The 19,174-nt window shown below is 33.6% G+C and carries 19 protein-coding genes; 13 read left to right on the top strand and 6 right to left on the bottom strand.

The window, feature by feature from the left end; translation table 11 throughout:
• Window positions 1-154 precede the first annotated feature (154 nt).
• The 5 genes from ACVPPR_RS05735 (at window position 155) to ACVPPR_RS05715 (ending at window position 5,570) form a co-directional block, all read left to right on the top strand.
• Window positions 155-571, top strand: coding sequence for a hypothetical protein (locus ACVPPR_RS05735; RefSeq protein WP_462303861.1), 417 nt, complete (start codon window positions 155-157; stop codon window positions 569-571).
• A 314-nt stretch (window positions 572-885) separates the two neighbouring features.
• Window positions 886-1,584 (top strand): helix-turn-helix domain-containing protein, encoded by a 699-nt coding sequence (locus ACVPPR_RS05730; protein WP_462303860.1) that lies wholly within the window; start codon window positions 886-888, stop codon window positions 1,582-1,584.
• Window positions 1,585-1,594: 10 nt separating this feature from the next.
• Window positions 1,595-2,497, top strand: coding sequence for a helix-turn-helix domain-containing protein (locus ACVPPR_RS05725; protein ID WP_462303859.1), 903 nt, complete (start codon window positions 1,595-1,597; stop codon window positions 2,495-2,497).
• Between the two features lie 173 nt (window positions 2,498-2,670).
• Window positions 2,671-3,513, top strand: coding sequence for a carbon-nitrogen hydrolase family protein (locus tag ACVPPR_RS05720; RefSeq protein ID WP_462303858.1), 843 nt, complete (start codon window positions 2,671-2,673; stop codon window positions 3,511-3,513).
• Window positions 3,514-3,665: 152 nt separating this feature from the next.
• A complete protein-coding gene (locus tag ACVPPR_RS05715; RefSeq protein WP_462303857.1) occupies window positions 3,666-5,570 on the top strand; it encodes a M13 family metallopeptidase in 1,905 nt (634 codons plus the stop codon).
• Between the two features lie 297 nt (window positions 5,571-5,867).
• Here the strand turns inward: ACVPPR_RS05715 and ACVPPR_RS05710 are convergent, their stop codons facing one another.
• The 3 genes from ACVPPR_RS05710 to ACVPPR_RS05700 all read right to left on the bottom strand — a co-directional run bounded on the left by ACVPPR_RS05710 (window position 5,868) and on the right by ACVPPR_RS05700 (window position 7,966).
• Window positions 5,868-6,209 carry a hypothetical protein gene (locus tag ACVPPR_RS05710; RefSeq protein WP_462303856.1) on the bottom strand — a complete coding sequence of 114 codons (342 nt, stop codon included), beginning with the start codon at window positions 6,207-6,209 and terminating at the stop codon, window positions 5,868-5,870.
• An 82-nt stretch (window positions 6,210-6,291) separates the two neighbouring features.
• Window positions 6,292-6,762, bottom strand: a complete 471-nt coding sequence (locus ACVPPR_RS05705; protein ID WP_462303855.1) for a nucleoside 2-deoxyribosyltransferase — start codon at window positions 6,760-6,762, stop codon at window positions 6,292-6,294.
• Window positions 6,763-6,862: 100 nt separating this feature from the next.
• A complete protein-coding gene (locus ACVPPR_RS05700) occupies window positions 6,863-7,966 on the bottom strand; it encodes a baeRF6 domain-containing protein (protein WP_462297386.1) in 1,104 nt (367 codons plus the stop codon).
• A 93-nt stretch (window positions 7,967-8,059) separates the two neighbouring features.
• On the opposite strand from ACVPPR_RS05700, the gene ACVPPR_RS05695 reads away from it, so the two are divergent.
• On the top strand, window positions 8,060-8,701 hold the full coding sequence (locus ACVPPR_RS05695; protein ID WP_462303854.1) for a DNA alkylation repair protein: 642 nt from the start codon (window positions 8,060-8,062) through the stop codon (window positions 8,699-8,701).
• 24 nt (window positions 8,702-8,725) lie between these two features.
• Here the strand turns inward: ACVPPR_RS05695 and ACVPPR_RS05690 are convergent, their stop codons facing one another.
• Window positions 8,726-9,433, bottom strand: a complete 708-nt coding sequence (locus ACVPPR_RS05690; RefSeq protein WP_462303853.1) for a DUF975 family protein — start codon at window positions 9,431-9,433, stop codon at window positions 8,726-8,728.
• 152 nt (window positions 9,434-9,585) lie between these two features.
• On the opposite strand from ACVPPR_RS05690, the gene ACVPPR_RS05685 reads away from it, so the two are divergent.
• From ACVPPR_RS05685 to ACVPPR_RS05655, 7 genes are all read left to right on the top strand, one after another.
• Window positions 9,586-10,626 (top strand): zinc-binding alcohol dehydrogenase family protein, encoded by a 1,041-nt coding sequence (locus tag ACVPPR_RS05685; protein ID WP_462303852.1) that lies wholly within the window; start codon window positions 9,586-9,588, stop codon window positions 10,624-10,626.
• A 4-nt stretch (window positions 10,627-10,630) separates the two neighbouring features.
• Window positions 10,631-11,185: a 5-formyltetrahydrofolate cyclo-ligase gene (locus ACVPPR_RS05680; protein WP_462303851.1), complete on the top strand. Its 555-nt coding sequence runs from the start codon at window positions 10,631-10,633 to the stop codon at window positions 11,183-11,185.
• Between the two features lie 123 nt (window positions 11,186-11,308).
• On the top strand, window positions 11,309-12,619 hold the full coding sequence (locus ACVPPR_RS05675; RefSeq protein ID WP_462297391.1) for an NCS2 family permease: 1,311 nt from the start codon (window positions 11,309-11,311) through the stop codon (window positions 12,617-12,619).
• A 152-nt stretch (window positions 12,620-12,771) separates the two neighbouring features.
• A complete protein-coding gene (locus ACVPPR_RS05670) occupies window positions 12,772-13,356 on the top strand; it encodes a sugar O-acetyltransferase (RefSeq protein WP_462303850.1) in 585 nt (194 codons plus the stop codon).
• 88 nt (window positions 13,357-13,444) lie between these two features.
• Window positions 13,445-14,290 (top strand): aldo/keto reductase, encoded by an 846-nt coding sequence (locus tag ACVPPR_RS05665; protein ID WP_462303849.1) that lies wholly within the window; start codon window positions 13,445-13,447, stop codon window positions 14,288-14,290.
• Between the two features lie 356 nt (window positions 14,291-14,646).
• The gene (locus ACVPPR_RS05660; protein WP_462297480.1) at window positions 14,647-15,753 is read left to right on the top strand and encodes a D-alanine--D-alanine ligase family protein; all 1,107 of its coding nucleotides are present in this window, start codon (window positions 14,647-14,649) and stop codon (window positions 15,751-15,753) included.
• 78 nt (window positions 15,754-15,831) lie between these two features.
• Complete coding sequence (locus ACVPPR_RS05655) at window positions 15,832-16,389, top strand: DNA-3-methyladenine glycosylase I (RefSeq protein WP_462303848.1); 558 nt, start codon at window positions 15,832-15,834, stop codon at window positions 16,387-16,389.
• A gap of 37 nt (window positions 16,390-16,426) precedes the next feature.
• On the opposite strand, the gene ACVPPR_RS05650 is transcribed toward ACVPPR_RS05655, so the two are convergent.
• The gene (locus tag ACVPPR_RS05650) at window positions 16,427-16,909 is read right to left on the bottom strand and encodes a universal stress protein (RefSeq protein ID WP_462297395.1); all 483 of its coding nucleotides are present in this window, start codon (window positions 16,907-16,909) and stop codon (window positions 16,427-16,429) included.
• Window positions 16,910-17,605: 696 nt separating this feature from the next.
• Window positions 17,606-18,877 carry a replication-associated recombination protein A gene (locus tag ACVPPR_RS05645; RefSeq protein ID WP_462303847.1) on the bottom strand — a complete coding sequence of 424 codons (1,272 nt, stop codon included), beginning with the start codon at window positions 18,875-18,877 and terminating at the stop codon, window positions 17,606-17,608.
• Window positions 18,878-19,174 lie beyond the last annotated feature (297 nt).

The following is a 19,174-nucleotide window of genomic DNA, read 5'->3' as shown; positions in this document are numbered from 1 at the left end:
GCCGAATAAGTTTGACATACTGAAGTATCTGAGATACTTTGATATTGTTTTTGAGAAGTAACAGATTGATAGGTTTCAATCCTTTGGACGGACGTTGAAATTCATAATTAAGTTAAAAGGTTTTGAATATAATTAACAAAAGAAGGTTTTTCACTTGAAAGAAATAATTTTAATATTGGTTCCAATATTAGTTGGGTATTTAATAAATAGCAAGTTAGAAAGAGACAAAAGTATGAATGATAAAAAAAGAGAAATTTACGAAGATTTTTTGAACTCAATAACTTTAATTCTTTTTGAAGGTGGTTTAACTTATGTTGAAAGTGTAGATAAAGTTAAGTTAGATATGATTTCTGGTTACGAAAGAATTAAATTATGGGGTTCTGAAGAGGTTATTGTTGCAGTAAATGATTTGTTTGCGAATCAAATTGAAGCTCAAAAAACCCCAGGATCATTAACTCAAGAACAAATGAAAGAACCCTATTATCAAATGATTATGGAAATGAGAAGAGATTTAGGAAAAAAAGATAAATTTAATTTAGATGAAAAAAATATTCAAATAGTAAAGCTTTAGACCCTTCGTGGTCTTTTTATTTTGGCTCTATGTCAAATAGTGTTGATGAAGCAAAAAATGATAAATGAAGTGCAACAAAAAAGTTAGACATTTAATATTATTTAAAAGGCTAAGGTATGACTCCAATAGAATTTGGAAGCATGCCTTTTAATTTACAAGAAATTTGGGTTATATTAAACTAATCTACGTATTATTTGCTAATTGAATTAATTCTTTTAAATCTGGATAAAATTAAATTTTGACCAAGTGATTTGGACAAAATATGGCTTAATTGTTTCACGATTATTTGAGATAATAATTATGAGGTGAGATATATGGATATTAATACACAAATAAAATATGAACGTGAAAAATTAAATTTATCTAGAGAGAAATTTGTAAAGTGTCTATTTGAGAAAACTGGCCTTAAGGTTTCTCAAAAAACTGTGCAGCGATGGGAAAAAGGCGAATCACTCAGTACTATTGAGGTACAATGTTTATCAGAATTATTTGATGTTAAGGCTTCAGATTTAATCGATGTAGATAAAGAACCTATAGCTATTTCTAAAGAGTCCTTATATAATTTTGGGAAAAAGATTTTAGATTATTCAAGTATAGATAATTTCAAAGATTTGATGGAGCTTTTTTATATTACGAATAATGCTAGAGTTCAATTTGTGCCGAGATATGATATTGAGTTGCAAGGGGTAAATAATTTACTTTCTTCCGAAAGTGATGATTTTCAAGCAATAAGGTTTATTAATCATTTTTTTTATTGGTTGGAGGGTTGTAATGAGACTGATACGACTAATAATCTTCATGAATCAATTATGATTCATGAAGATACAGTAGGATCAAGGAGCCGTTATGATCCTAGAACAATACTAGATGCTGAAGAAATGACATTGATTAAAGAAGGAATTATTTCTGAACTTTATTGGTTTACTCATGAAGTATCTGACCATTTGTATGAAAAAGATGAAAATAGAATAATCAATAGTAATTATTTTGTTAAAAATAATATATTTTCTTAGGAGTGATTAAATGAACAGAGGATTAATATTAGGGAATAAAATAAAAGAAGCAAGAAAAAATAAGGGTGTAACTCAGCAAGAGTTAGCTGAAAAGTTAAATATAAATCCACAATATATCAGCAAGTGGGAAAATGGAAAGATGGATTTTGAGATACCAATTACGAAGGAGAGCTGTAATTATCTAGAGATAGATTTTGATAATTTGTTGGATAATCGCCGAATGCATATTGAAAAAAGTGAAAAACTAATATATTTTGGTGAAAATGTATTAGAATTAGTGAATGAAAAGTTACCAAAAGAATTTTACAAAAAATATCGGTTAATAAATAAAGAGCAATATTTATTGTTTCCAACAGTATCTTGTCAATATCTACTAGATGAAATAGATGTAATACTCAAGAAAGAATTGTCTAACTTTGATTTCGAAAAAAATCAAACTTTTGTTAAAAGTATGCTTGGTAGAACCAGAACTAAAATAAACTCTAAAGCAGTAAAAAATATTCGCGAAATATTACGGGAATATATTGAGGAAAATAAAATAAATGATGAGTTAGCAAAATCCGATATTTTGTATAATACAGTTAAAAGTTTTATTACTTTTTGGATATGGGTAAATCAAATGGTGACATACTTATCCAATGATTTAACTGAAAATGGATTAAAGTTGATTACAGAGCCAATTTCTGATGAAGAATTTTTTGCTAATAAGGATTACTTCCCCAAAGAACCAGGAACCTTTTTGTATCGTATATTAATATCTAGAGGATATAAAAGTCTTATTGACTACAACGTAATAGAGACAGATGAGATTAAAAAATTATATGAATATCATCTTAATGATCAGAGAATCAATGAGTATTATCAGATTGCCAAGGAAAAATTTAATTATATTAATAAGGTAAAATTTTATTGAAAGTAATATTTTGGTGGGATGTTAAAATAAGCTTCCGATTCAGAGCTTTTAGCTTTCTTAATTATTTCTATACTTTTCAAAAAATCATTTAAAAAAGATGAAAACTAAGATAGTATGAGAACTTAAATAAATTCAAGTATGTACTATACTATAGGAAAGTAGGCGGTGATTTTATGAGTACTATCGTGACAAATAATAATTTGAAAATTGCACTCGCACAAATGGCTTCAAATGATGGGGATATTGAATTGAATGTCCAAAAAGCCGTTGAGGTTATCATTGCTGCCGCTAAAGAAAAAGCAGCCATCGTTATTTTTCCCGAAGAGTATTTAACTGGATATGCGCCTGAATTGATTAAATCTGATGTCACTCGTTACACGCTTACTGCTAATGATGAACGCTTGAATCCGTTATTAGCAGTTTGCAAACAACAACAGATTGCAGCAGTGATTGGGGCTCCTACCAGAGTGAATGACAAAATTTTTATTTCATCAATTGTCATTGACCAATTTGGGACAGAAAAAATCAGATACAATAAAATAAATCTTGATGAAAATGAAAGAAAAATCTACACTGCTGGATCTAGTCTTGTGATGTTGACATTAGCTGGATGGCAATTAGGGTTAGCAATCTGTTATGATTCCGCTTTTGGAGAACATGCACGATTATTGGCACAGGCTGGATGCCACGCCTATTTGGTTAGTGCGCTATTTACTAAAGGAAATGGCTACGATGAATCTGCAATCCGCTTCGCAGCAAGAGCGCATGATAATACCATGTATACGACAATGACTAATTATTGTGGTTATACTGAATCAAGAGAATCATGTGGGTTAAGTCGCGTGTGGGATCCGAAAGGTAACGTAATTAAAATGGCATCAGTTGAAAAGCAAGAATTATTGTATACAGAGTTTGATGCGGAACGTTTGGCTGAAATAAGGCAAGAAAATCCTGTATTAATTGATTCAAAGAAGTATCAGATAAATGAAATGAAACTAACGACTGTAAAGCTATAATAGCTGACCGACTGTACCTAGAAATTATTTTCCTAGGTACAGTTTTTTTAATTTGGCAGAAACAGCTAATCAATTTCTGAGTAAATGATTATTAAATCTCCACCATAACGTTTATACTAGATTACATATTAAACTAAAAAGGAGATAAAATAATGACTGTAAACAAGCAATTAATTAAAGATGATTTATATGAAGCCGTGAATGGCGAATGGTTGAAAACTGCTAAAATTCCAGATGACAAACCAGCAACGGGTGGTTTTAATGATTTAGCTGATGAGATTGATAAAACATTGATGAGTGATTTTGAAAAAATGGCAGCTGACTCAAGTGAAAAGTCAGCCTTAATGCAAGAATTCTTAAACTACTATGCGTTAGCATCAGATTTTGATCGACGTGCAAAAGAAGGTACGGCACCATTGAAGAAAGTTTTAGAACCTTTGGAAAATTTAGCTACATTAGCTGATTTTGATACTAAATGGGCTGATTTTGTTCGTGCCGGTTATCCTACGCCAATTGGTTTTGATGTTGATGCCGATATGAAAAATGCTCAAATCAATGCGTTATTTGCGGCAGCTCCAGGGTTGATTTTGCCAGATAAAACGTATTATGAAGCAGATAATCAGCAAGCTGCAGGGTTACTTCAAGTTTTCAGTACAATGATGACTAAGTTATTGGTTGCGCTAGATTATAGTGAAGAAGATGCTAAACAGGTTATTGCACAAGCGTTAACTTTTGATCGAAATTTAGTGCCACATGTGAAAAGTGCTGAAGAATCAGCTGATTATAGCAAAGTATATAACCCTCAAACTTTTGAAGAATTTGGCTCACAAAGTAAAAATTTAAATTTAAAAGCTATTGTGAAAAATCTTTTAAATGGCAATGAACCAGAAAAAATAATTGTAGCTGAACCTAAGTATTTAGCGGCGATTGATGAGATTTTAAATGCAGACCACTTTAATGACTTTAAAAGCTGGTTAATTGTTAAAACAGTAGGAAGTCTTAGTTCATTCTTATCAGATGATTTACGTGTTATTTCTGGTGAATATGGACGTGCGTTATCCGGAAGTAAAGCAGCAAAGAAACAACAGAAATTTGCTTATTATTTAGCTATGGGAACTTATAGTGGCATTGTTGGCGAATATTATGGGCATAAATATTTTGGTGAAGACGCTAAAGCAGACGTCCACCAAATGGTTGAAAAAATGATAGGTGTCTACCAAAATAGGTTGGCTAATAATACGTGGTTAACAAGTGCGACACGAGATAAAGCCATTTTAAAACTAAGTAAATTAGGTATTCAAGTTGGTTATCCAGATAAAATTAACCCATTGTATCAAAAAATGCATGTTGATGCTGATAAAACATTATTAGAAAACGCGATGGCTTTTGACGAATTAGCGACTGAAGATATGTTTAGTAAATGGAACCAACCAGTTGATCGTGATCTCTGGGAGATGAGTGCTGCAACAGTTAACGCTTATTATCATCCATTTAAAAATATTATTGTCTTTCCAGCAGCAATTTTACAAGCACCATTTTATAGTTTAGAACAGAGTAGTAGTGCTAACTATGGTGGAATTGGGGCTGTGATTGCTCATGAAATTTCGCATGCTTTTGATAATAATGGGGCGCTATTCGATGAATATGGTAATTTGAATAATTGGTGGAGTGAAGCTGATTTAGCTCATTTTAAAGGATTATCACAACAAATGATTGCTGAATTTGATGGAACTGAGTACGCTGGTCAAAAAGTTAATGGGACTTTAACGGTTTCTGAAAATATTGCTGATGCAGGTGGACTGAGTTGTGCACTTGAAGCAGCAAAAGCAGAAGATGATGCTGATATTGAAGCATTTTTCATTAATTGGGCGCAAGTCTGGCGCATGAAGGCAGCAATGCAGTACATGCAATTGTTATTATCAATTGATGTCCATGCACCTGCCAAGTTACGGGCTAATATTCAGGTTCAAAATTTAGCTGATTTTTATGACGTCTTTGGTGTTGTTCCAGGCGATGATATGTATAAAGCGCCTGATGAACGCGTTAATATTTGGTAATAAATAGATAAGGCAGTAAAAAGACTCTATCTCAAATAGCGTTGATGAAGCAAAAAATGATAAAATTAAAGCTGAAGAATCATACGATTTAGGTTCTTCACTTGAACACATAAATTTTGCTATTTTCTGCAGAAAAAAATCCAGAATAATAGTAAGAAATAAAGGTTCTATACTTTTGAGTGTTGATGAGAAATCATCGACACTATTTTTTTGCTTTATCAACGCTATTTGACATAGAGCCATTGTTTCTGGACTTTATCTATGATTTTTATTTATGTGCCTTTGATTAAATAATATTCAGATTACTATACCTACTAAAATCCAAAGAAACTTTCCTACTGGATGGTTAGGATTAATTGTTATTCCAAGACCATATACTTTTGGTATAAATAATGGTTGTGGGACATTCTCTGCCTTTGGGTAGAAGGATTTGTACAATATATAGTTAGAAATGGTAAGCGGAATACATATAAGTATGACGCATAGAGCAATAAAATTTTCATTTACTCTGTTCTTTAAAAATAAGCCAGTGAAACAAATTAGAGCAATTAAAACAAAAGAAATAGCGGTAACAATACTTGCAATTCGTTCTTGTTTTCTTCTTTTGATAAGCTTGTAATTATCATCTACTTCTTTCATAAATTGCGTAGCTCCTTTCAATAACTACGATAGACTCCCCCAAAAACGTCTAGCAAGCTTTAGGTGACAATTCATCATTGATTTATAAGACGTCATTCTCAGTAATTTTTTCTTCCAAAACATCAAAATTGTATTCAGAAAGTTCTTTTAAGCCATTCTTATTTTCATCAAAGAAGGCCGTTAAACTTTCAGATAACATTAAGTTAATCACGCGACCAGCTTCAAATTGGACTAAAATAACGGGAATATGAGCTTCAACAGCCATGCCAACTTCAAACATAGTTCCGGAGTCGGGCTCATTACCTTCGTCATCTTTGTAATCAAGGATAGCGACAACAACGTCGGCACGATGAACTTGTCGTGTATCAGCTAGGTAAACAGCACGTTGCCATGGTTTACTGAATTGTTCGTATTGCTCACTTTGATTGTCTTGAGGTAAGTAGATATTATCACTATCAATTGTTTTGTTCTCTTTTAAGGCTGCGACAACCTGAGCAACGCGGTTACGCTGTTTGTCGTCGAAAAAGGGACCTGCTAAATAAACTTTATTCATTAATTTCGTCTCCTGAAAGATGTATTTGTTTTTTTAAGTATAACATGATAGTTAAAAATCGGGCACAAAAAAAGAAGACAACATGTCTTCTTTTGAATGCTTAAACGCCATAAACGAATTGACCCGAATTAAAGTGGTCAGCCGAGATAACGTAGACATCGCCACTATTACGTAACGTAAAGTTAGCTAAATCATTTAATAGGTTATTGGTTGTTTTGCCAGGTTCGGTGTCAACGATTTGACCATCAACAATTAAACCGGGGAAAGTTGCATCTTTATTAATCAACAAAGTTTTAACACGATGTTGTGTTAATAAAGCGAACAAATCAACTGGGCTTGATTCACTTGGATTAAACTCATCGAGTGAACGAGCATGATCTAATAATTTTTCAACGGTTTGATCAATTAAGAGTTGATTTTGGTCTAATAATTCTTTTTCAATTTCTGCAGTTGTCAAAGCGCTAGGTGATTTTTTAATCGTAATTTCTGAGTTAATTGTTTTTAATTTCGTTAATTCACGGAATAGGCTTTGGTTTTTAGGTAAACCAATAAGGAAAAGACGTTTGTAAATTAATTCTGGATGAGCCATTAAAAATTGCTCAATTGCTAAATAGTAATTTTTGTTATCAATCGCTTTTTCTTCATCTTTAGTGTTTAAACCGTGAAGGGCACCTGTAGGACCATGAGTCGTTGTTGTATCTGTTCTTTCAGGACCAAGTGCTGAGATCATATCAATAGGAGCGTCTTTTGGTAAGGCTTGTTTTAACAAGACACCTTCTTTAAATTGGTGTAGCTCGAATGAATCACGATGTAAACTCAAGATTGTTCCTGATAATTTTGTGGCTTGTTGAGCAAGTAATGGTAACGTGTACGCTTCAGGACCAACAATAACTTGGTCAGATTCAATTGCGTGATTCAAATTGAATTTAAAGTAATCAGTTGGTGTTAAATAAAGTGCAATGCTAGGGAATTGACCAATTCTATCAGCAATATCATTGATGAACTGAGTTAATTGCGCTTCAATTGTAACCCAAACTTTTTTATCAATTTCTGCGTGTTCTTCTTTTGCAGTTTTCAAACTAGTTTTGAGTTTCAATTGATTCTTTGCGGCAAAATTAATTCCTGGGTATGTCTTGATAAAGATTGATACAACTGGTCCTTCTTTGATTGTTAGTAATTGTTTCAAATTGTTATGCATTGACATAATGATTCCCCCTTTATATGATTAACCTTAGTATAACATCATAAAATCCTTTATCCAACTGATATGGTTGCGGTTACAATGAAAGGAGCAAAAATGATTAATTTTGAGAGGAATTATGAAAATGTTGAAAAAATGGAAGCCTATATGAAAAATCAGTTTACTTTTTTAGGAATTCGGGCACCAGATCGGCGTGACTTAACAAAAGATATAATGAAAGAATCAAAGGGGTGGTCACTAGATGAGCTTTTAGCACAAATTGTGGCTTACTACGATCGAGAGGAAAGGGAATATCAATATGTTGCAATAGATTTAGCACAAAAAAATGTGAAACGACTCACAATAGATGATATTCAAGTACTTATTGATTTAGTTTCTGTTAAGGCTTGGTGGGATTCAGTTGATAGTTTACGTAAAGTTATTAGTGATTTTGTGCGATTACATTCAGAAACTTTTGATTCTATTAGTCAACAATTTGAAAATCATGACAATTTTTGGATGCGACGGGTTGGCATTACGCTCCAGTTGGGTTATCGGAAAGAAACGCATTTGGATTATTTAACAAAAATGATTTTAAATGATAGGACAACAAATGAATTTTTTGTTCAAAAAGCAATTGGCTGGTCGTTGCGTGAATACGCTAAAACCGATATGAATTGGGTTAAAGATTTTGTTGAAAATCACGAGTTAGCTCCGTTAGCTGTTCGAGAAGGACTTAAACATGTGAAGACAAAATAAAAAGACTGAAGAAATTCAGTCTTTTTATTTGTTAGTTGTCATTGTTAAAAAAGTATCGCCTGCTAAGTCTCTATAGAATGCGACATAGGTTGTTGATTGGTAAGGTAAAACCCAGATTGTACTAATTCCAAAAGTAACGGTAGAAAGTAAGTTCCAACCTAAAAAGCTAAGTTCTAGAACAAATAGGTCGAATTTATGACCTTTCATTAATTTGGCACTTAATTTTAACTTTTGACGTGCGGTTAGTTCTGGATGATTTGGATTTTCTGCCAAGTCCTTATTTATTAAGTACACTTGTGAATAACTATATTTTTTTATAATACCAGGAACCCATAATAGTAATGCCCAAAGGGTTGTGAAAAAATATTTAACGATAGCAGTCCAGATTGTTGATAAGAAAAATTCATTAGAAAAGATTTGGAAACTATCTCTAACGGGTGTTTTTGAAAGTTCTTTTGAATCAAACCAATTTAGAAATGAGTAATTAACGCCAATTAAGATGAATGATGCGGCGAACGTTAGAATTAAATAGATACTAAATGAGGTTGTATAAATGGCCGTTTTTGAGCCTGCTTTTATTGATCCTAGATAAGCATGAAGATAGAAACTATTCGCGATAATTGTTAACACAGATACAATTAAACTAGTTAAAATTGCTGTCTTCCAATGTTCCTTAAATAGTGCTTTTACGCTATTTTTTAATTCACGACGTGTTTTTAATGGTTTATCCATCATGTCATCTCCTGATATTTTTAGATTATGTTCCAATAAAGCGTACAAAAGTTGGACGTAAAAGTCAATTAAATCTGAGTATAGCTATTATTTTACTAAACTGTAGTAAGATAACTATTAGACGCTATATTAAATGAAAGAAGAGATAAGTAATGGCAAATAAAATGAAGGCAATTGCAGCATTTGGTCAGTTTAAGACGGAAGATATAAGAGCTTTACGGAATATCAGAATTGATAAACCGGTGCCTGAAAAACACGATATTCTAGTGGAAATAGCAGGCGTTTCAGTTAATCCGATAGATTATAAATCAAGAATGAGCATTGGTTCTGAAGATAAATCACTTATTTTAGGTTTTGATGCCATTGGGACAGTCTCAGAAATTGGGTCAGAGGTTACTAATTTTGCTGTTGGTGATCAGGTTTTTTACCTTGGTGTGAATAATCGTCCAGGAAGTAATGCGGAATATCAATTAGTTGATGAACGACTTGTTGGGCATGCACCCAATAAAATTTCAAATGCTGAGGCAGTTGCGATGCCGTTAACGGGTGTTACAGCATGGGAAGCTTTATTTGAAAAATTAGACTTTATTCCAGAAAAAAATGCTAATCAAGGACAATCTGTCTTAATTATTAATGGAGCGGGTGGCGTTGGTTCAATTGCCATCCAATTGGCTAAATGGGCAGGCTTAACAGTGATTACGACTGCTTCAAGATCAGAAACGAGTGATTGGGTCAAAAAAATGGGCGCTGACATCATTATTAATCATCGAAAGGATTTAAAAGAACAACTAGCAAAATTAGATATTAACGAAGTTGATGCTATTTTAATTTTACACTCAACGGAACACTATTTTAGTGTAGCAGCGGATTTAATTAAACCACAAGGTATTATTACTTCTATTGTAGGGACAGCAACAGAACTGCCAATTAGTCTTTTAAAGAATAAAAGTAATGATTTTAAATGGTTAACGGTTTTTACAAAAGGGGCTTATTATACGGCAGATATGGGTTCACAAGGGACGATACTCAATCGATTAGCAACACTATTGGATGCGGGAGAGTTAAAATCAACGATGACCAAAACAGTCACAGGACTTAACGCTGACACATTACGAGCAGCTCATAAAACAGTTGAAGCTGACGGTATGATTGGCAAACTTGTCATAACTGGCAAATTTGATGCAGAGGTGTGAGCGATTGGATAAACAAGCAATAAGACAAGTAATTATTCAGAAAATGACTGATTTATCTAAAAATAAGGTATTAGAAAAAGAGGCACAAGAAGCCATTATTATTGATAAAGTCTTGCAGTCAGCTGATTGGCAGTCAGCACATTCAATTGGTGTAACACTGAGTCAACCGATTGAATTTAAGACAACTCAATTATTGGCAGCTGCGCTATCTCAAGGAAAAAAAGTATATGTGCCAAAAACAATGCCTGAAAAGCAATTAGCATTTTTACCATATCTATCTAGTGAACAAGTATTGATAAAAAGTGATTATGGTATTTTGGAACCTGAGTATAATGCTGCGCTTGAAAATAATGAGTTGGATTTAGTGATTGTACCAGGAGTGGGTTTCAATTTGAAAAATCATCAAAGAATTGGATTTGGTGGTGGCTATTACGATCGATTTATTGCCAAATATCAGCCTAAAACAGTGGCACTTTGTCTTGATGTCCAAAATATAACTTCTGAAGAATGGGACATTGATCCATTTGATATCAAAATTGATAAAATTATCACAGTATAAGAAATACTTAACAAAATTTCGTATATTAATGTCATTTACATTAATATACGAATATAGTACAATAGTAATTGCTCGTTAGAGAGATAAACACGAACAAATGCATTTATAAAAAGGAGATTTAAAATGATTAATCGCATTAAATCATATTTTGAAATTGATCAGTTGCATACAACCGTAAAACGTGAGGTTTTGGCTGGGTTTACAACTTTCATTTCAATGGCCTACATATTATTCGTCAATCCTACAGTTTTAAGTGCCTCAGGGATGGACAAGGGAGCAGTCTTTACGGCAACTGCCTTAGCAAGTGCCTTAGGTTGTATCTTAATGGGTGTTTTAGCTAAATATCCAATCGCAACTGCACCAGCATTGGGAATTAATGCTTTCTTTTCATATTCAGTTGTTATCGGTATGGGTATTCCATGGCAAACAGCTTTAGCTGGTGTATTTGTAGCTTCGTTAATTTTCATTTTAATCACAATTTTTAAATTGCGTGAAATGATTATTAATGCGATTCCAAGTAATTTAAAATATGCAATTTCAAGTGGTATTGGTTTGTTTATTGCCTTTATTGGGTTACAAGATGGTGGGTTAATTGTCGCAAATAAATCAACAGTGGTTGGGTTAGGATCATTAACAGTTGGAACAACGTGGCTAACTATTTTTGGCTTAGTCGTTACTGCAATTTTAATGGTGAGACGTGTTCCAGGTGGTATTTTCATCGGGATGTTCGCAACCGTTATTCTTGGATTTGTTACTGATTTAATTAAAGCACCAACAGGAATTGTTTCTGGTGCACCAAGTTTGGCACCTACATTTATGCAAGGTGTTAAGCATATTGGTGACATCAATACCATTCAATTATGGGTGGTTGTTTTAACTTTCTTATTGGTTACTTTCTTTGATACTGCGGGGACTTTAGTTGGTCTAGCACAACAAGCAGGATTCATGAAAGATAACAAAATGCCACGAGTTGGTAAAGCTTTAGTTGCTGATTCAACAGCAATGCTTGCTGGTTCAGTTCTAGGAACATCACCAGTTGGGGCTTACGTTGAATCTTCAGCAGGTATCGCAGTTGGTGGACGTTCAGGGTTAACTTCTGTTACAACAGGTCTCTTATTCATTGTTGGGATATTCTTTTCACCATTATTATCAGTTGTGACGACACAAGTTACTGCACCAGCATTAATTATTGTTGGTGTGTTGATGGCACAATCGTTAACAAAAATTGAATGGTCAAAAATGGAAATTGCAATTCCAGCATTCTTAATCGTCATTGGGATGCCATTAACGTACAGCATCTCTGATGGGATTGCATTGGGCATGATTTTCTATCCAATCACAATGATTGCTGCTGGTCGTCGCAAAGAAGTTCATCCTATTATGTATGGGTTATTCTTCGTATTCTTACTCTTCATGTGGATATTAAATGTTTAAATTAAAATAAATGATTTAGGTTAGACCACTAATCTCCGATAATGAATTGGAGATTAGTGGTCTATTTTTTTTTAAAGTAAGATTATATGAGTTGACTTGGAGTGAACTCAAAGGACTATACTGAGACTAATAAATGTTAAGGGGGTAATAAAATGATGACAGAACATGAAAAATTATTAGCGGGTCAAGAGTATGATTATCGTGATCCAGAGATTCAACAAATGCTTGCTCGAGGAAAAAGTTTAATCAACACGATTAATACAACGATAGATCAAGAACAACGGACAGTGGCTATTAAAGAGTTACTTGGAAAATCAGGTGAGCGTTTAGCGATTAATGGACAGTTTACCGCAAATTATGGGTCACATATTCAAGTTGGTGATGATGTTTTTATTAATGGAAACTGTACATTTCAAGATTCAAATTTGATTACATTGGGTGATCGTGTTGTAATTGCACCTGATACGAAATTATATTGTGGAGCACATTCACTAGATGCAAATAAACGATTTGGTACCCGAGAAGATGGGAGTCATTATTTAATATCCTTTACTAAGCCAATCACAATTGGTAGTGATGTGTGGATTGGTGGCAATGCCACTATTATCGGTGGGGTGCATATTGGTAATAATGTCATCGTTGGTGCAGGTGCGGTAGTGACTAAGGATGTTCCTGATAATACGGTTGTTGGTGGTGTACCAGCAAAAATGATTAAAATGTTAGCACCATTGGGTTAGAAAATAGTTAAATAATCAAAATTAAGTACTATAAAGTGGTTTTCATAGTGCTTAATGTACAATGTAAAGTAGAAAAGGGGCTTTAATAATGGAATATGTTACGTTAAATGATGGAAATAAAATGCCTGTTATGGGTTTTGGTGTTTATCAGATTACTGATTTAAAAGTAGCTGAACAATCTGTAGTAGATGCGATTCAAGCGGGTTATCAATTAATTGATACTGCACAGGCTTATGGTAATGAAGAAGCTGTTGGTGCAGGGATTAAGCGTTCTGGGGCTAAACGAGAAGATCTTTTTATTACAACTAAATTATGGATTAGCAATTTTGGTTATGAAAAAGCTAAAGCATCGTTAGATGAAAGTTTACGTAAACTTAAGTTAGACTACGTTGATTTAGTTTTATTACATCAACCATATGCGGATACTTACGGTGCTTGGCGAGCACTAGAAGAGGCTCAAAAAGAGGGCAAAGTTAAATCGATTGGTGTTTCTAATTTTTATAATGATCAATTAACTGACTTAGCTGTGTTTAATAATGTTAAACCAGCAGTTAATCAAATTGAATTAAATCCTTTCTTTCAGGAAAAAGAATCAGTAGATTATATGCGCAGCTATAATGTACAGGCAGAAGCATGGGCGCCATTTGCTGAAGGCCGTAATGGCTTATTCACCAATCAAATTTTGCAAGAAATTGCGAATAAGTATCAGAAAAATGTGGGTCAAGTTGTACTACGTTGGTTAACGCAACAAAAAATAGTTGCATTGGCAAAATCAGTTCATAAGGAAAGAATTGTTGATAATTTGGCTATTTTTGACTTTAAATTGACTGATGCTGAAATGAAAATGATTAACGATATGGATACTAATACAAGTCAATTTTTTGATCATCGAGATCCCGAAACAATTAAAAGTTTAAGTGGACATATCGCTTAAGATAATAATTAAAGAAAAGCTAATTAGAAACCAAATTTGGTTTTTAACTAGCTTTTTATTTTACGTTTAAATTTTAAACTAAATTATTTATCCAAGCAGATTTATAGCATATGAATTGATTAAGGGTGTCATAACCTTACTTTTTAGGGGGTTATTAAGATTTTTTTGACTTTTAACTAGCTTAAAGAACTGATAAATAACGGTCTTTATTTATTAGTTAAGCTTATTTTAAGGTTAATCATTAAATTATGTATAAAATAGTAAAAGTAAATGACAAAATTGGTACGAACATGGTATTATTAAGATTAAGGATTTAGACGAGTAAAAAATATAACACAAAGAGGAATGGATATATGATGACAAACAAGAAGATACACATCGGATTACTTTTTGGTGGTAATTCATCAGAACATGACGTGTCAAAACGTTCAGCACATAATATTTATGATGCAATGGATAAAAATAAATATGAAGTTAGTTTATTCATGTTTACAAAGACAGGTGTATTACTTGGCGATGCTGCTTCACGTCGTATCTTTGACGGCGAACCAGAAGCACAAGTGGTTGCTGACGTTTTACCAACGATTGATTTCACAAACCCATTAGCTAACATTATGAGTTTAACTGAAGTGAAAGATATTGATTTATTCTACCCAGTTATCCATGGTAACATGGGTGAAGATGGCACAATCCAAGGGCTATTCAAACTTTTAGATAAGCCTTACATTGGTAGTGATGTTCGATCATCAGCAATTTCATTTGATAAAGATTTAACGAAAAAAATGTTAACGTTAAACAATATCAGAAATACAAAGTACTTAGTTGTTAAAGCAAATAACCGTGCCGAAATGACTTATGCACATATTAGTAAAGAACTTGGGGATGTTGTGTTTATTAAACCAGCTAACCAAGGTTCATCAGTGGGTATTCATAAAGCGCATAATGAAAAAGAATTTATTGAAGGCTTAGAAGATGCCTTTTTATATGACACAAAGATTTTAGTTGAAGAATCAATTGAAAATCCCGACGAAATTGAATGCTCAATTCTTGGGAATACTGATTTAAAGGCTTCAAAATTAGGTGCCGTTATTGTACCTAAATCTGATGTATTTTACGATTATAATAATAAGTTCGTTGATGCTTCAGGTGTCGAATTTGAAATGCCAGTAGAATTACCAGACGAATTAACAAAAGAAATCCAGGACATGTCATTACGTGCTTTCGAAGCATTGGGTTGTCGTGGTTTAGCACGAATTGATTTCTTAGTTAAAGATGGTATTCCATATCTTGGTGAACTAAACACATTACCAGGCTTCACAAATATTTCACTTTATCCACAATTGTGGGAAGTATCAGGTATTGGTTATTCAGAATTGATTGATCAATTAATTCAATTAGCATTTGATGAACATGCTGCTGTTAAAGAATTGCATTATGATTTTACTGAACTACCTGAAATCTAAATCTAAAATGAAGAAGATTACTAGTCTGGGAACAGCGCTAGTAATCTTTTTTAGTTAAATGAAACAGGAGGAGAGCGTATGGAAAGATGTCCATGGGCACAATCTGGCAATCAACTGATGCAAGATTATCATGATAAAGAGTGGGGGAAACCACTCTTTGGTGATCAACAATTATTTGGATTATTAAGTTTGGAATTAATGCAGGCAGGTTTGAGTTGGCAAACCGTGTTAAATAAGCGTGATGCTTTTAACGCTGCCTTTGAAAACTTTTCAATTCAGAAGGTGAGTCAGTTTGATGACAGTAAAGTTGCTGAGCTAATGGTAAATTCAAGTATTATTCGTAACCAACGTAAAATTTTAGCAATTATTACGAATGCACAAGTCATTGTTAAAATGAATCAAGCTGGGCAATCATTTGATGCATTTTTATGGCAATTTGTGGCTAATAAACCAATCAATAATCTTTGGGGACATGCAGAAGAAGTTCCGGCAGAAACAGATTTATCAAAGCAGTTATCTAAGGCATTAAAAAAGTTGGGATTTAAGTTTGTTGGTCCAAAAATTGTTTATTCCTTGATGCAAAGTATGGGGATGGTAGATGACCACATCATTTCATGTGAATTTAAGACAAAATAAAAAGAAATTAACCTGAGTTGGTTAATTTCTTTTTTTGTTATTTAAGATTACTTTTAAGTGCAGGTACATTATTTAAATCAGTTCTAACAACTAAGACATCACATTCTGCTACTCGAGTGACATATTCTGTAACGGAACCAATTAATAAACGTTCAACGGCATTTAAGCCAGTAGCGCCGATTACGATTAAGTCAATATCTAAATTAATGGGCACGTTTTTTGCAATAATTACTTTTGGAGAACCATATTCAATGGCATAATCAACATTTTTAAGACCAGCTTTTTTGGCTTGTTCAATATATTTATTCAATGTTTCTTTTGCTGTATCACTAACTTGTTCAACCATTGACGTATCAAAACTTGAGATATTTTGGAATGCTCGAGTATCGATGACGTGTAAAAGATGAAGTGTAGAATCTTCGCCATTTCTTAAAGCTACTTGTACAGCCTTTTCAAAGGCTAATTTTGCTTCATCCGAACCATCTACAGGGACTAAAATATTTTTATATTGTTGTAACATGGTCATCCACCTCTTTCTTTTGTATACTTCTATTTTACGACAAATTTAGTGAAAATAGAAGTAAAAACGGTTACAAATCTAGCTTAATGCATAAAAAAAGATAAAATAATGGTTAAAGCGCCAACGGTAAGACAAGCTAGAGCGACTAGTAGACCACAGAATATTGGAATGAAAATTAAGACTGAAACTAACCCGATTAAACTTTCAATGCTGATAATTAAACCAAAAATGAGTAATATAGATCTTAAAATACTATTTGTTTCGGGTTTAAATATCATAAAATTTTTGTTGCGATGTGAGAATAGGTAATAGCCAATGGTTAAAAGTAAGACTGAAAGAATGGCTAAAAGTATCCGAATTAACATAAAAAAACTCCCTTATTATTAGCATAAAAAAAAGCCTGAACAAACAGAGTTTGCTCAGACCATCAAAGCCAAAAGCTTTGGAAAATCCGCGTAGTGCCGTTAATCATCTTCGTGAGTTGAGCCCGCAATGAAGCAGGTGGCATCGACTGTACTAACTTCTAACTACCAAGTGAAATGGCTTGAAATCAGCTAGCCTATTAAGTTAACGCCTAGATATAATTATTTGTTCGGTCAACATTCTAATAAGATAACGCGTACACTTCAGAACTTCATCCTTAATATAGCACAGACTTTTAGAACGTGCAACATTTTTGATGTAAGCGTCAACAGATTATTTTTTTACTGGATGTAATTTGCGATATTGTTCTTTAAGCGCTTGTTCATAGCGACCATTTGATTTTGGTTCATAGTAATTAGCCTCTTTTAATTTATCTGGCAGATACTGTTGTTTAACCCAGTCATTAGGGTAGTCATGAGGAAATTTATAACCAATACCATGGCCTAAATCTTCGGCACCTTTATAGTGGGCATCTTTTAAATGAGCAGGAATATCGCCAAAACCACCTTTTTCAATATCAGCGATTGCATTGTTGATAGCAACATTAGCTGAGTTTGATTTGGGTGAAAGGCAAAGGTCAATGACCGCATTTGATAACGGAATTTTAGCTTCCGGAAAGCCGATTTTTTCAGCAGCTTGTACGGCAGTTACGGTTCTTGCGCAGGCAGCAGGGCTGCTTAACCCAATATCTTCGTAAGCCATCGTAATTAAACGTCTAGCAATTGTAGGTAAATCACCAGCGAGAATTAAGCGACCTAAGTAGTGGAGAGCGGCATTAACATCTGAACCTCTGACTGACTTTTGAAAAGCGGAAATAACATCATAATGTGCGTTACCATCTTTATCATGTGTTAGCGCTTTTTTCTGCAGACATTCTTCTATGATTGTTAACGTTAGAGTAATGAGACCTGAAGCATCAGGTGGTGTGGATTTGGCAGCTAACTCCAGTGCATTTAGGGAACTGCGTAAATCCCCATTAGTTGCCCGAGCTAAATGTAATCGGGCATTGCCTTCTAGGTTAATGTTAAGGTTGCCAAGTCCAATTTCTTTATTGGCTAAGGCACGATCCAATGCAATTTCAATTTCTTTTTCATCTAAAGGTTTCACTTCAAAAATCTGTGTTCGACTTCTAATAGCCGGACTGATAGTAATATATGGATTTTCAGTGGTTGCACCAATTAAAATAATTCGACCGTTTTCTAAATGTGGCAATAGGAAATCTTGCTTTGGTTTTGTTAATCGATGAATTTCATCTAAAAGTAAAATGACAGTCCCACTCATTTTTGCTTCTTCAGCAACAATTTCAAGATCTTTTTTAGAATCGGTTGCCGCATTTAATTTGCGAAATGCATATTGCGTTGATCCGGCAATAGCACTAGCAATACTCGTTTTTCCAGTGCCAGGTGGGCCGTATAAAATCATAGAAGAAAGTAGTTTTGCGTCGACCATTCGTTTAATGATTTTACCTGGTCCGACGAGGTGTTGTTGACCAACAACTTCTTCAATTTTTGTTGGTCGCATTCTAAAGGCAAGTGGTTGTAACATAAATGGCTCCTTTCGCGTTGTTTACTAAAGAATAGTATAGCATATTGCTCTTAATTAATTGTGGGAAGGCAACCGTAAATATGAGAGGTTAACTGGAATATTTGGTATACTATAATAGAAAAGTGAGAACTGTTAAGCATTGAGTCGAGTTAGTAGAAAGTGTAGTAAGAAAGGGTGTTTCAAAGTTACTTGGCTATACCAATAGTGGTGTTTAGAACGGGAAATTATTGGCATTTTATGAATCTCGTTAGTTCAAATAATAAAAAACTTGAATCAGCACTTTTATGATAGGTGCTG

Source organism: Dellaglioa sp. L3N, from assembly GCF_054941095.1.
This window is presented reverse-complemented; position numbering and strand designations above follow the sequence as displayed.